The sequence below is a fragment of the Streptomyces sp. NPDC057010 genome (assembly GCF_042673805.1).
Classification (GTDB): domain Bacteria; phylum Actinomycetota; class Actinomycetes; order Streptomycetales; family Streptomycetaceae; genus Streptomyces.
In genome coordinates this window covers 140,016-153,946 of record NZ_JBHUSC010000008.1, presented here as the reverse complement: position 1 = coordinate 153,946, position 13,931 = coordinate 140,016, and the positions used below count along the sequence as shown (strand labels likewise).

At 74.3% G+C, this 13,931-nt stretch carries 10 protein-coding genes; 5 read left to right on the top strand and 5 right to left on the bottom strand.

Features of this window, described 5'->3' with window-relative positions; translation table 11 throughout:
- The first annotated feature begins 28 nt into the window (after window positions 1–28).
- The 4 genes from ACFTXQ_RS11675 to ACFTXQ_RS11660 all read left to right on the top strand — a co-directional run bounded on the left by ACFTXQ_RS11675 (window position 29) and on the right by ACFTXQ_RS11660 (window position 5,717).
- Entirely contained in the window at window positions 29–2,533 is a 2,505-nt protein-coding gene (locus tag ACFTXQ_RS11675) for an alpha-N-acetylglucosaminidase (RefSeq protein ID WP_382638745.1), read from the top strand.
- A gap of 178 nt (window positions 2,534–2,711) precedes the next feature.
- Window positions 2,712–2,936: a hypothetical protein gene (locus ACFTXQ_RS11670; protein ID WP_382638742.1), complete on the top strand. Its 225-nt coding sequence runs from the start codon at window positions 2,712–2,714 to the stop codon at window positions 2,934–2,936.
- Between the two features lie 40 nt (window positions 2,937–2,976).
- Window positions 2,977–4,575 (top strand): molybdopterin-dependent oxidoreductase, encoded by a 1,599-nt coding sequence (locus ACFTXQ_RS11665; RefSeq protein WP_382638739.1) that lies wholly within the window; start codon window positions 2,977–2,979, stop codon window positions 4,573–4,575.
- 74 nt (window positions 4,576–4,649) lie between these two features.
- Window positions 4,650–5,717 carry an alpha/beta hydrolase gene (locus tag ACFTXQ_RS11660; protein WP_382638738.1) on the top strand — a complete coding sequence of 356 codons (1,068 nt, stop codon included), beginning with the start codon at window positions 4,650–4,652 and terminating at the stop codon, window positions 5,715–5,717.
- A gap of 17 nt (window positions 5,718–5,734) precedes the next feature.
- On the opposite strand, the gene ACFTXQ_RS11655 is transcribed toward ACFTXQ_RS11660, so the two are convergent.
- Together ACFTXQ_RS11655 and ACFTXQ_RS11650 are read right to left on the bottom strand one after the other, a co-directional pair.
- Window positions 5,735–6,397, bottom strand: coding sequence for a response regulator (locus ACFTXQ_RS11655; protein ID WP_382638735.1), 663 nt, complete (start codon window positions 6,395–6,397; stop codon window positions 5,735–5,737).
- Window positions 6,372–7,544 (bottom strand): sensor histidine kinase, encoded by a 1,173-nt coding sequence (locus ACFTXQ_RS11650; protein ID WP_382638732.1) that lies wholly within the window; start codon window positions 7,542–7,544, stop codon window positions 6,372–6,374. The genes ACFTXQ_RS11655 and ACFTXQ_RS11650 overlap by 26 nt, the downstream gene beginning before the upstream one ends.
- Before the next feature lie 175 nt (window positions 7,545–7,719).
- Here ACFTXQ_RS11650 and ACFTXQ_RS11645 point away from each other — a divergent pair, with 175 nt between their 5' ends.
- Entirely contained in the window at window positions 7,720–9,981 is a 2,262-nt protein-coding gene (locus tag ACFTXQ_RS11645) for an MMPL family transporter (protein WP_382638729.1), read from the top strand.
- A 1-nt stretch (window position 9,982) separates the two neighbouring features.
- Here the strand turns inward: ACFTXQ_RS11645 and ACFTXQ_RS11640 are convergent, their stop codons facing one another.
- From ACFTXQ_RS11640 to ACFTXQ_RS11630, 3 genes are all read right to left on the bottom strand, one after another.
- Window positions 9,983–11,239 (bottom strand): cytochrome P450, encoded by a 1,257-nt coding sequence (locus tag ACFTXQ_RS11640; protein WP_382638726.1) that lies wholly within the window; start codon window positions 11,237–11,239, stop codon window positions 9,983–9,985.
- Between the two features lie 84 nt (window positions 11,240–11,323).
- Complete coding sequence (locus ACFTXQ_RS11635; protein ID WP_382638723.1) at window positions 11,324–12,604, bottom strand: putative Ig domain-containing protein; 1,281 nt, start codon at window positions 12,602–12,604, stop codon at window positions 11,324–11,326.
- Window positions 12,605–12,694: 90 nt separating this feature from the next.
- On the bottom strand, window positions 12,695–13,588 hold the full coding sequence (locus ACFTXQ_RS11630; protein ID WP_382638720.1) for a LysR family transcriptional regulator: 894 nt from the start codon (window positions 13,586–13,588) through the stop codon (window positions 12,695–12,697).
- Between the last annotated feature and the right edge of the window lie 343 nt (window positions 13,589–13,931).

The following is a 13,931-nucleotide window of genomic DNA, read 5'->3' as shown; positions in this document are numbered from 1 at the left end:
CCGCGCGGCCGCGCCCGTGCCCGTACCGATGACCGCGTCCGACTCGACGGCCGCGCCACTGCCGGCGGCCGCGCCCGAGCCGGTGCCGGTGCCGGTGCCGGTGGCTGCACCCGGGCCGGTGCCCGTGCCGGTGGCCGCGCCGGCCCCGGCGGCCGCGCCGCTCCCGGTAGCTGCGCCCGATCCGGCGCCCGTACCGACGGCCGCGCCGACCCCGGCGGCCGCGCCGCTGCCAGTAGCTGCGCCCGCGCCGGTGCCGGTGGCCGCGCCCGGGCCTGGGCCGGTGGTCGCGTTCGGGCGGGGGCGGCGGCGGGGCGGGGCCCGGGCGGTGGCTCTTGCCGTGCTGCCCGCCGCGCTGTTGGCGGTGGTCTGCGCGGGGGCGGCGCCCGCGGCGCCCGTACGGGCCGACGTGCGGGAGCACGCCCCGCGGGCGTCCTTCGACGTCGCCCCCGCGCGAGCCGCGCTGGAGCGGCTGCTGCCGCGCCACGCCGGGCAGTTCACCCTGCTGCCCGACACGGCGGCCGCCGCCGACACCTTCACCGTCTCCGGGGCGCCCGGCGCGATCACCGTGCGCGGCAGCACCGGAGCCACCCTGCTCACGGGCGTCGGCTGGTACCTCCAGCACGTCGCCGGCGCCGACATCGGCTGGCCCGGCGACAGCATCGGCATGCTGCCCGCCCGCCTGCCCGGCGTCCCCGCCCCCGTGACCCGCAGCGCGCTCGTACCGCACCGCTACGCGCTGAACGACACCGACGACGGGTACTCCGGCCCGTACCGCACCTTCGAGGAGCACCAGCGCCAGATCGACCTCCTCGCCCTGCACGGCATCAACGAGGTGTTCGTGCAGGTCGGCGCCGAGTACCCGTACTACCGGGCGCTCCAGGGCTTCGGCTACTCCGCCGAGGAGCTGCGCCGGTGGATCCCCGCCCCCGGCCACCAGAGCTGGTGGCTGCTGCAGAACCTGAGCGGTTTCGGCGGCCCGGTCTCCGAGCGGCTGATGCGGGAGCGTGCCGAGCTGGGCGGGCGGATCGCCGAGCAGCTGCGCGGGCTCGGCATGACCCCGGTGCTGCCCGGCTACTTCGGCACCGTGCCCCCGGAGTTCGCCGCGCGCAACCCGGGGGCGTCCACCGTCCCGCAGGGCGAGTGGGCGGGCTTCGAGCGCCCGGACTGGCTGGACCCGGTCTCGCCGGCGTTCGGGAAGCTGGCCGCGGCCTACTACGCCGAGCAGCGCGCGGTGTTCGGGGACAGCGCGATGTACCGGATGAGCCCGCTGCACGAGGGCGGCCGGACCGGTTCCGTCGACGTCGGCGCGGCGGCGGGCGCCATCCAGGCCGCCCTGCACGCCGCACACCCCGGCGCCCTGTGGGCGGTACTGGGCTGGCAGGACGACCCGACCGCGGAGCTCCTCGCCGGGGTGGACAAGAGCAGGCTGCTGATCCTGGACGGGCTGTCGGACCGCTACAACCGGCTGGACCGCGAGGCCCGTTGGGGCGGGGTGCCGTACGCGATGGGCACGATCTACAACTTCGGCGGACACACCACCATCGGCGCCAACTCCTCCGTGTGGCTGGAGCGGTTCGGGCCGTGGCGGGCCAAGAGCAACAGCGCCCTGACCGGCATCGCCTACCTCCCGGAGGGCACCGGGACCAATCCTGCCGCCTTCGACCTGTTCACGGACCTGGCCTGGGAGCCGGGGCCGGTCGACCAGCGGCAGTGGTTCGCCGGCTTCGCGGCCCGCCGCTACGGCCGCCCCGACGCCGAGGCCGCGGCGGCCTGGGAGGAACTGCGCAAGGGGCCCTACAGCACCTCCTCGGGGCTGTGGTCGGAGTCGCAGGACAGCCTGTTCTCCGCCCGGCCGAGCCTCACGGCGGTCGGGGCGGCGTACTGGAGCCCCAAGTCCATGCGCTACCCGGCCGGTTCGGTGCGCCGGGCCCTGGACCACCTGCTCAGGGTCGATCCGGCACTGCGCTCCTCCAGCGCCTACCGCTTCGACCTGGTGGACACGGCCCGGCAGGTCCTCGCCAACCACTCGCGGGTGCTCCTGCCCCGGATCAAGGCGGCCTACAAAGCCGAGGACCTGCCGCTCTTCCGCCGGCTGGTGGCCGAATGGGCGGACGGGGAGCGCCGGTTGGACGCGATCACCGGCTCGGACCCGAACTTCCTCCTCGGCCGCTGGCTGGACCGGGCCCGTTCGGCGGGCGCCGACCGGGCCGAGCAGGACCGGTACGAATACGACGCCCGCTCGATCCTCAGCGTGTGGGGGCTGCGCAGCACCAGCGAGGGAGGCTTCCTGCACGACTACGCGAACCGCGAATGGAGCGGGCTGGTCTCGGAGTTGTACGCGCGCAGGTGGCAGCTCTACTTCGACTCGCTGGAGGAGGCCCTGGTCGAGCGGACCGCGCCGCGGGAGATCGACTGGCACGCCGTGGAGGAGGAGTGGGCCCGGCTGACCACCCGGCATCCCGTCCGGCCGAGCGGGGACCCGCACGAGGTGGCGGCCGCGATCGCGGCGGCCCTGCCCGCAGCGGCCGGCTGAGCTACACCACGGCCGGCGGCGCCGATCACCTCATACGGTCGTCGTCACCCTCCCGTGGGAATCCCGGCACTCGTGCGGGGGAGAAGGCGGCCCGCGGTCCCTCCGGCCCGGGCCCCTCTCGGTTCACTGACCCGGAAACGACCAGGGGCGGCACGACGCGACCAGGAGTGCACCGGACATGTCGCAGACCGAACACGAACAGCGCGCGCAGGAGCAGCCCGAGCGGGAACCGGCCGCCGCACCCCTCGAACAGTTCACCCTGCTGGCCGCCGGGGTGGTGGAGCTGCGCAAGCGCGGAGACCTCGCCACCCGCCGGGCGGGGTCGGGCAACGAGAACCCCCTGGAGGCCATGGCCCGGCGTGCCGCGGAGCGCATCGCCGCCGAGGGACGCCCCTGCGCGTGAGCGCGCGCCGCCTGCGCCGCGGTCGGGGCACACTGGCCCTGTGAAGGCAGATCCGAGGCCGCCGGGGCGACCGGCGCGGCCCCCGCGCCTGCTCGGCGCCGCCGGTGGACTGGTCGCCGCGTGCGCGGGGCTGGCCCTCGCCGAGCTGGCCGCGGCCGCCGTACGCCCGGAGGCGGCCCCGCTCACGGCGGTCGGCGGGGCGGTGGTCGACCGTACGCCCGCGGCCGTCAAGGAGTGGGCCATCCGCCAGTTCGGCACCGCCGACAAGCTGGTGCTCACCCTCGGCATCGTCGCCGTCCTGGGCGCCGTGGCCGTCGGGGCCGGTCTGCTCGCCCTGCGCCGCCTCCCCGCCGGGATGGCCGTCGCCGGGGGCTTCGGGGCGCTGGGCATGGCGGCCGCGCTCAGCCGGCCGGAGGCGACCTGGCGCGACGCGCTGCCCTCCCTGGTCGGCGGGGTGACCGCCGCCGGGGTGCTGTACCTGCTGGTCACCGCATTGCGACGGCCTCGGCCGGCCCGGTCGCCGGCCGGCGGCGCCCGGGCGATGGACCGCCGCGGCTTCGGCCGCCTCGTCGTCGCCATCCTGGCCGTCTCGGCCGGGGCCGGGCTCGCCGGGCGCCGCCTCGGCGCCTACGGCTCCGCCGGCGCGACCGCCTCCCGGGCCGGCTTCCGCCTCCCCCCGCCGGCCGTACCGGCGCCGCCCGTTCCCGCCGGCGCGGACCTCCGCGTTCCCGGGGTCTCCCCCTTCCTCACCCCGAACCGGGACTTCTACCGCGTGGACACCGCCCTGGTCGTCCCCCGTGTGGACGCGGACACCTGGCGGCTGCGCATCCACGGCGAGGGCGTCGCCCATCCCCTGACCCTCGATCTGCGGGAGCTGCTCGCCCGCCCCCTCGTCGAGCACGACATCACCCTCTGCTGCGTGTCCAACGAGGTCGGCGGCCCGTACGCCGGCAACGCCCGCTGGCTCGGCGTGCGCCTCGCGGACCTGCTGCGCGAGGCCGGCGTACGGCCGCCGTCTCAGGGCGGCCCGGCCGACCAGCTGGTGGCCCGTTCGGTGGACGGCATGACGCTGGGCACGCCCGTCGAGACCGTGATGGACGGCCGGGACGCCCTGCTGGCGGTCGGGATGAACGGCGAACCGCTGCCCTTCGCGCACGGCTTCCCCGTCCGGATGGTCGTACCGGGCCTGTACGGATACGTCTCCGCCTGCAAGTGGCTGAGCGAGCTGCAGCTGACCACCTTCGCCGCGTACGACGCGTACTGGGTGCGCCGGTCCTGGGCGGCCATGGGCCCGGTCAAGACGCAGTCCCGGATCGACACCCCGCGCGCGAGCGCCGTCCTGGTGCCCGGGCGGGTGGCGGTCGCCGGGGTGGCGTGGGCGCAGCACCGGGGGATCGCCCGGGTGGAGGTACGGGTCGACGGCGGTCCCTGGCAGGAGGCTCGGCTCGGGGCGGCCGACGGCGCCGACACCTGGCGGCAGTGGGTGTGGCCGTGGGAGGCGACGGCGGGCCGGCACACCCTCCAGGTCCGCGCCACGGACGGCACGGGCGCCGTCCAGACGGGGGAACGTGCCGGCACCCTGCCCGACGGGGCGACCGGCTGGCACACGGTGACCGTGCGCGTCGGGTCGGGCCCCTGAGGGCGGGGCCGGGGATTTGACGTGACAATCGGATCGTCGCCTCGTCCCCGTCCTTCACGTCAGGAGCCGGCGCCGTGGAGCTGACCAGTACGTCGTTCCTCGTCACACTGATCGTCGTCACCGCGCTCGCCATGCTCGCCGCGCTGCTCCTGTGGAACCGGATCCCGGGACCGGGGTGGGTGCGCTGGCCGGCGCGGGTGGTGATGATCGGGGTGTGCCAGCTGACCGCCATCTGTGTGGTGGCCACCTGGATCAACGGCAGTTACGGGCTCTACTCCTCCTGGGACGACCTGCTCGGCACCGACAGCGGGCAGGACGCGGGCTCGATGACCGGCCCGCCGCCGGGCCGGGCCAGGTTCACGCAGAACGGCGACGGCACCCGCGGCACCTACTTCCGCGGCTCGCACTCGAAGCTGGCGGGGCAGGTGACCGTGTGGACGCCGCCGGAGTACGACGCGCCGGGCGCGGACCGGACCCGTTTCCCGGTGCTGATGCTGCTGCACGGCTATCCGGGCACGCCGCGCACGTGGATCGACCTCGGGAACATGCCGGGTGCGCTGGGCGACCTGGTGCAGCTGGGCGCGGCGCACCCGTTCATCGTGGTGATGCCGGAGATCTATCCGGGCGGGGTGAACACCGACTGCAGCAACACCCCGCAGCGCAGGATCGCCGACTGGCTGGCGCTGGACGTGCCGGAGCTGGTGGCGCGGAACTTCCGTACGCTGCCCGCCCCGGCCGGCTGGGGGCTGATGGGCGTCTCGACCGGGGGCTTCTGCGCGGCCAAGCTGCCGTTGCAGTACCCGAAGGCGTTCCGCGCGGGCGCGGCCCTGGACCCGGATCCGCTGACCGGCGATCCGGACGTGCTGGCCGACCGGACCCTGCGGGAGCGCAACAGCCCGATGTGGCTGGTCGAGCACACGAGGAAGGCGGACGTCGGCCTGTTCCTGGCCACCTCGGCGCAGGACAAGGACAGTCCGCCCGGGCAGCTGGAGGCCTTCGCGAGGGCCGCGGCCGGCACCGGGGTCCGGGTCAAGACGCTCGTCCGGCCGGAAGGCGGGCACAACTTCCAGACCTGGATCGGGATGTACCCGGACGCGCTGGGCTGGCTGAGCACGGAGCTCTCGCCGCCGAGCACGCGGTGACTCCCCCGGCACCCGGCTCAGCTTCCTGGGAGGATACGGCGCGTTTCGTAGGCCCACATCGCGATCTCGACCCGGTTGCGGGCGCCGAGTTTGGCCATCAGGCTGGCCAGATGCGTCTTCACCGTGCTGAGGCTGATGCGCAGCGCGTCGGCGATCTCGGTGTTGGTCAGCCCGCGGGCGACGGCGAGGAGCACCTGCTCCTCGCGGGCGGTGACCGGGGAGACCGGCTGGGCCGCGGGCCGGCCGGCGGGCAGGTCCGCGAATGCCCGGAGCAGACGGACGGTGACGCTGGGCGCGATGAGCGCCTCACCGTCGGACGCCGACCGTACGGCCTGCGCCAGGAGGTCCGGTCCCGTGTCCTTGAGGAGGAATCCGCGGGCGCCGGCACGCAGTGCGCCGTAGACGTACTCGTCGAGGTCGAACGTGGTGATGACGACCACGGCCGGCGGGTCGGCGACGCCCGGGCCGGCGACCAGTCGGGTGGCCTCCAGCCCGTCGAGTACGGGCATGCGGATGTCGAACAGGCAGACGTCGGGGCGCAGTTCGCGGGCCAGACGTACCGCTTCCCGCCCGTCGGCGGCCTCGCCGACCACCTCGATGCCGGGCTGGGCGTTCAGCATGATCCGCAGCCCGTAGCGGATGATGGTCTGGTCGTCAGCGACGAGGACCCGTATGGACACCGCTCTCGCTCCTCGCTCTCGGCAGTTCGGCTTCGACGTGCCAGCCCCGGTCGGTACCCGGGCCGGCTCGTAGTGTGCCGCCGAGCAGCGTCGCGCGCTCGCGCAGTCCGGTAAGTCCGTATCCGTCGCGGCCCCGGCCGGTGCGCCGGCCGTCGTCGCGCACGCTCACCCGTACCGCGTGCCGTTCCGCGGCGACCCGGACGACGAGCTCGGTCGCGTCGACCGCGTGGCGCAGCGCGTTGGTCACCGACTCCTGCACGATCCGGTAGACGGCCGCGTCCACGGCCGGGGGCAGCGCGTCCAGTTCGCCGTCGAGTCCCAGGTCGACCCTGAGGCGGCCACCCGGGGTGCGCACCAGGCGCTCCAGATCCGCGACACCGGCGGGCGGCGCCAGCTCGGCGCCGACCCCGCGGTCGCGCAGCGCGGCGACCATGGCGCGCATTTCCTCCAGCGTGCGCGCGCCTTCCTCCTCGACCCCCTCCAGCGCCTCTACGGCGGCGGACGGGTCGGTGCCCGCGAGCACCCGGCCCGCCTGGGCGATGATCACCATGGCCGATACGTGGTGGGCCACCGTGTCGTGCAGTTCCCGGGCGAGCTGCTCGCGCTCGCGGGAGCGCACCTGCTCCAACTGCCGCTCGCGAGCGGTCACCCGGAACCGTACGGCGGCCCCGAGCACGCCGGGCAGCAGCAGGAAGACGAAGCCCACGGCCTTTTCGACGACCGGGGTCCCGTCCGTGACGACGCACAGCGCGCCGACCACGACGATCACCGCGCCGCCCAGCACGATGTCGCGTCCCGATCCCCACCGGGGCAGCGCGTACACCAGCACGAGCACGGCCGCGCCGGTGTACAGGCCGACGGGCTCGCGCGGTGCGGCGACGAGCGAGGCCACCGGAAGCAGGACCACCGAGCCGAACGCCAGCGTCACCACCGCCAGCGGGCGGGTCCGGCGCCACAGCGGCAGCAGGCACAGCCATACGGCGAACACCACCGCCACCGGCCGCCACACGACGTCCTCGCGCAGGGTGGCCTCCAGCGCCACACCGGCGAGGCCCGCGGCGAGCAGCACCCAGTCCCGCCACACCCGGGCGGGCGCGCCGGGTGGCCGGGGTTCGGTCCACAGGGTTCGCAGGTCGTCTCGTAGCACGGTTCTCAGCCTAGGGACCGCGGCGTGCCGCGCATCGGCCGAAAGGACGGGTCGCCACTCCGCCCCGGGGCCCACGGATCCGCGGCCCGCGGGCCGATGCCGTGGAGCGCCGTGGCGAGGAGCCTCGGCATCGGCGGCCGTACACGGACGGCCGACGAGGTGGTTGGAGGACCCGATGCTCTCGAAAGCCCTGTTGCGCCTGGGCGGGGGCGCCGCACGCCATCCCTGGCGGGTGATCGCGGCATGGCTGGTCGCCGCCACGCTCGCCGTCCTCGCCGCGGTCGCCTTCGGCGGGCGGACCGCGGACTCGATGACCGCTCCGGGGCTGGACTCAGGGCGGGCCGCGGAACTGATCGAGCGGGCCGGCACCGGCCAGGAGGGGATGACCGCCCAACTGGTCGTCACCCCCCTCGACGGCGGTGCGACGTTCTTGGACGACGCCGGCGCCCGCACCGCTCTCACGCGACTGCAGACCGAGGTGGGGTGGCTGCCGCACGTGCTCGGCACGAGCGACCCGGCGGGGGCTCTCGACACGGGCCGGGAGAGCGCCGTGCGCGGCGGCCTCGTCTCGGCCGACGGGCGGATCGCGGTCGTCCGGGTGCAGTACCCCGACCAGAGCCGGCTGTCGGCCGAAGACCTCGACGCCCTCGTCGGTCTCGGCGACCGCCTGCGCGCCGAACTGCCCCTGCGCATCGAGATGGGCGGGAGCCTCTTCTACGCCTTCTCCGACCCCGACGGCGGCGTGAGCGAGCTGATCGGCCTCCTCGCCGCGGCCGCGATCCTGTTCCTGGCGTTCGGTTCGCTCGTCGCGGCCGCGCTGCCGATCGGCATGGCGGTCTTCGGACTGACCGTCGGGGTCGCCACGATGACGGTGCTGGCGGGGGTCACGGACGTCCCCACCTTCGCACCGGTCCTGGGCAGCATGGTCGGGCTCGGAGTGGGCATCGACTACGCGCTGTTCGTGCTCGCCAGGCACCGGGAGTACCTCGCGCGCGGGCTCGATCCGCACGAGGCGGCCGGACGAGCGGTGGCCACGGCGGGGCGGCCGGTGGTCTTCGCCGGCGGAACCGTCGTCGTGTCGATCCTCGGCATGGCGGTCGCGAACGTGCCGTTCATGACGGTGGGCGGGCTCGCCGTCTCCATCGTCGTCCTGACCATGGTGCTCGCGTCGGTGACGCTGCTGCCGGCCTTCCTCGGCGCCGCCGGCCCACGCCTGGCCGGGGCCGGCCGGATCGGCCGGGTTCTTCGGGCCGGGCGGCTCTTGCGGCGGCAGGGCGCGGCGCCGGACGCCGTGCCCGCCGCCGGGTGGCGTCGCTGGATCGGGCACGTCAGCCGGCACCCGGCGCTGTACGCGGTCGGCGCCGCGGCGCTGCTGCTGACGGCGACGCTGCCCGTGCTCGGCCTGCGCGTCGGCCTGCCCGACGACGGCTCGCTGCCCCACAGCCGTACCGAGCGCCGGGCCTACGACCTCGTCGCCGAGGGGTTCGGCCCGGGTACCAACGGTCCCCTCGTCATCGCCGCGGACCCCGCCGGAGATCCGGGAGTGCTGGACCGGCTCGCCGGGGCGGTCGCGGCGGATCCGGGCATCGCGTCCGTCGCGCCGGCGCACATCGATCGGGCCACCGGCATCGCGACCCTCGTGGTGTTCCCGACCACCAGCCCCCAGGACAAGGCCACGGCCGACACCATCGCCCGGCTGCGCACCGACGTGCTGCCCACGACGATCGGGCACGGCCCGGCGAGGGCCCACGTCGGCGGCGCCGCCGCGAGCCTGTCCGATGTGGGCCGGCGCACCAGCCAACGCCTGCCGGTGTTCGTCGCCGCCGTGCTGACGATGTCGTTCCTGCTGCTGATGCTGGTCTTCCGCTCGGTACTCGTACCGCTCAAGGCGGTACTGCTGAACCTGCTGAGCATCGGCGCGGCCTACGGCATCATGGTCGCGGTCTTCCAGTGGGGCTGGGGAGGCGCGCTCATCGGGCTGGAAGCGACGGTTCCGATCGTGTCGTTCATCCCGATGTTCCTCTTCGCCATCCTGTTCGGCCTGTCGATGGACTACGAGGTGTTCCTCCTCTCCCGCGTACGCGAGGAGTACCTGCGCACCGGCGACAACGGCACGGCGATCGTCGAGGGCATCTCGGGCACCGCCCGGATCATCACCTCGGCCGCCCTCATCATGGTGGCGGTCTTCCTGTCCTTCGCCGTCGCCGACGACCCCTCCGCCAAGATGTTCGGGCTCGGCCTGGCCACCGCGATCTTCATCGACGCCACGGTCGTACGCATGGTGCTGGTACCGGCGACCATGACGCTCCTCGGCCGTACCAACTGGTGGCTGCCGAAGTGGCTGGACCGGATGCTTCCCCGCGGCCCGGTCGGCACCGACGGCACCGACGCGGAATCCACGGGCGGGGCGCCGCGTCCACGGCTGGTCGACCGTTGACTCAACTCCTGCCCGCCCGTGCGAGGCGGACGGGCAGGGACGACACGTTGTTGCTGATGAAGCTGCGCTGGTGCGGGATCTCGGCCTCGGGTACGGCGAGGTCCAGGTCCGGGTAGCGGGTGAAGAGCCGCTCCAGGGCGGTGGTGGCCTCCAGCCGGGCCAGCGGGGCGCCCATGCAGTAGTGCGCGCCGTGGCCGAAGGAGAGGCTGCGGGCGGCCGTGGGGCGGGTGATGTCGAAGCGGTCGGCGTCCGGGCCGTGGAAGGCCTGGTCGCGGCCGGCCGCACTGTATCCGGCGAGCACCGGGGTGCCCTGCGGGATGACCGTGCCTTCGACGTCCAGGTCCCGGGTGGGGTAGCGGAACGGGAACCAGCTGACCGGGGAGTCCCAGCGCAGGGTCTCGTCCACCACGTCCGTCCAGGTGGCCTTGCCGTCCAGGACGAGGGCGAGCTGGTCGCGGTGCGCGCACAGGGCGCGGACGGCGTTGGTTATCAGGTTGAGGGTGGTCTCGTGGCCCGCGACCAGCATCAGCCGCATGGTGCCGATGAGTTCGATCTCGCTGAGCCGGTCGCCGTCCTCCTCGCGGGCGGCGATCAGAGCACTGGTGAGGTCCTCTCCGGGGGCCTCCCGGCGGGCGGCCGCGATGACACCGGTCAGGGCGACGAGCTCCTGGAGTGCCGCCATCTTCTCGGCGGGGGTGACGTCGGTGGCGATGATCACCTTGTTGGTCAGCCGGTGCAGGCGGTCCCGGTGCTCGGGGTCCACGCCGAGCAGCTCGCAGATGACGCTCATGGGGAGCGGGAGGGCGAAGTGCGCGTACAGGTCGGCGACCCCGTCGGGGGCTTCGGCCGCCGCCCGTCCGAGGTCGTCGAGGAGGCCGGCCGTCAGCTCCTCGACGCGCGGCCGCAGCCGCTCCACCTGGCGGGCCGTGAAGGCCTTGCCGACCAGCGAGCGCAGCCGGCGGTGGTCGGCGTCATCGGAGGTGTGCATGCCCTGCGCGTTGGCGAAGACGCGCAGCGGCCAGTCCGGCGGGATGGTGCCGTCGTGCAGGGCCGGGAAGTGCCGGGCGTCCTTGGCGACGTCGGGGTCGGCGAGGAACTCCTTCAGCGCGTCGTGCCCCAGGACGACCGCTCCGGGCACCCCGCCGGGGAGTACGACCTCGGCCACGGCGCCCTGGGCGCGCAGCCGGGCGTTCAGCGCGTGCGGGCAGCCGCCCGCCGGGTCGATGACGTGCGGGACGGGTGAAGTGTGGGACGACAAGCCGGATCTCCTGACCTGATGAACGAAGCTCGGTCAACAGTGCGGCTTCGGGGGCAGGTTGTACAAGCCCGCCCCCTGCCCGTCTCAGAACCATGTGACGGTCAGTGCGAAGGACGTGCCCGCGGTGGCTCCGGCGGAGTCGGTCGCGGTGGCCGTGACCTGGACGGTTCCGCTGCTCCAGGGCTTGCCGGTGATGCGTCCGGAGGCGGCGTCGAGGGTCAGGCCCCAGGGCAGGCCGGAGGCTGCGTACCGGACGGGCGACTTGCCGCCGGTGGCGGTGAGCTGGATGGCGCAGGACTGGTTGAACCTGCACGTCTGCGGGCCGGGGTTGGTGACCTTCAGGTCACCGGGAGTGGGCGTCGGAGTCGGGGTCGGGGTAGGAGTGGGTGTCGGCGTGGGTGTGGGTGTGGGCGTCGGTGTGGGCGTCGGGGTCGTGCCGCAGCCCGGCGTGGCCTCCGGCGGCAGCGGCACCCGCCAGATCTGGGTGTCGTTCTCCGACCCGACGAGCAGGTTCGCGCAGTCGGCGTACGTCACCGTCTCGCCCTGCGACTGGGCGGGCAGTGCCACGTCCGCGAGCTTGGTCCCCGCCGTGTCGTACACGGAGGCCGTGTTGGCGCCCAGCGGTCCGCCGCTGCGCAGGGTGTACGAGGCTCCCGTCGGCGAGAAGGCGCCGTCGGTGGCGAACACCGGGCCGGGCCGGACAGGGGTGAGGGTGTTGACCTGCCCGGTCACGGGCGGGAGCGGAGCCTGGTAGAGCTGGCCCGCGGCTCCGATGAGCTTGCTCGCGATGTAGAGCCGGCCGGTGACGGGGTCGGCGAGCAGGGACTCGGCGTCGTGCTTGCCGTCCGCGTAGGCGAAGCGGTAAGTCGTGGGCGTCACCGTGGCGTTCGCGAGCTGCGCGGGCTCGGCGAAGCCATGGACGGTGATCTCGGCGCGGCCGCTGAAGTTGTCGCCGATGTCTCCGACCAGGATCACCGGTCCGCCGGCGGCGTCCTTGCCGATCGCCAGGCCCTCCCAGTCGGTGTTGCCGACCCCGGACACGGTGAGGGTGGCCTTGAGCACGCCGGTGGGGCCGCTGCAGTCGATCGCGAAGACCTGATTGGTGTTCCCGCTGTCGTTGACGGCGTAGAAGACGCCCGGGTGTCGGCGGCTCATCGCGAGCCCGCTGAGCTCGGCCAGGCCGCCGGGCAGGGTGCACTTCTTCTCCGGCGCCGGGGCGGCGGCGGCCGCGGGGGCGCCCGGGACCGCGGCGGCGGCCGGGGCGGCGCCGGCGCCGGCCATCCAGGCCACCGCGGGCAGGATCGTGGCGAGGACCGCGGTCGCGAGGGCGGCGGCGGCCCGTGGGGCTGTCAGGAGTCGTGACATGCGGACCATGTGAGGCGGCATCGGCCGATGACACCAGGCCCAACCACCCCCCGTTCGAGCATCGTTCAATGCCGTCCCGGCATGTCCCGCTCAGCGCACCGGCTCCCGGACCGGGGCCTTGCGCCCGGCGTGCGCGATGAACGCGCGGGCCGCGCGGCTCAGCGGCCGCCGGGCGTGCGCGATGCCCACCGGGCGCAGCAGGGGCGGGGTGAAGGAGCGGATCTCCGCCCTGCTGCCGAAGGCCCGTGAGACCACGTCCCGGTACCAGATGAGGGAGCCGCGGCCGTCGGTCACCCCGGTCACCCAGGCGAGTCGTTCGTCGACCTCCAGGGAGGGCACGGGGCGGACCCCGAGGCAGCTGAACATGGCCTCCATCTCGGTGCGGCGGCCGGTTCCCGGGGTGGGCAGCACCATCGGGAGCCCGTCGAGCATGCGGAACGGCACGGGGTGGGGCAGCCGGGAGCCGATCGGGGAGATCAGCACCACCTCGCGCTCCTGGATGTGGTGGGTGGAGAGCTCCTTGTCGACCGGCAGGTCGACGAGGGCCAACTCGGCGCGCCCTTGGTTCAGTTCCTGGACGAGGGCCTCGCGGCTGTCGTGCTGCTGCAGCCGCACGTCCACGCCGGGGTGGCGTTCGGTGAACGCGGCGACCAGGTCGGTGGCCAGGTCGAGGGCGAGGGTGGGTGTGGTGACGAGGGTGAGGGCGCCCCGGGAGTCCTTGCCGTGGGGTGTGCCTATGTCGTCTATGGCCTCGACCGCGTTGAGCACGGTGCGGGCCAGCCGGACGACCCGGGCCCCTTCCGGTGTGAGGTCCACCCCCCTTCCCCGGCGGGCGAGGAGTTCGACGCCCAGGTCGCGTTCCATGGCCTGGACGGCCCGGGAGAGGGCGGACTGGGCGACGAAGACGGAGGCCGCCGCGCCGGTGATGGACCGGCAGTCGGCAACGGCGACGAGGTAGCGGAGTTGCGCGAGTGTGGGGGTCATGACCGGACGGTAACGGCGCGAGGTTGTACCCGTAAGGGCCCGACGGATGAACAACTGTCCGAGTATGGGCGGGAGTTCATGCCGGGTCGGCGGCGAGACATGCCGGTGCGGCATGAGCCCTCCGGATCCCCCGCGCCGGCCCGCGCATCGGGGCCGGCCCACCCGGGCGGGAATCGCCGCAGGTCACCGGCGCGGCGGGGGTGTGGTGCCGGTCCGCCCGGGGCGGGTTCCGAGCGGTCTGCGCGTGCCGCGGGAGCGAAGGATCGTACTCCGTATGGCTGTTGACAGTGTGAGGCGCCCCCCGCACGATGCATCGCGGCGTCCGGGAACTTGACCGTTGTTC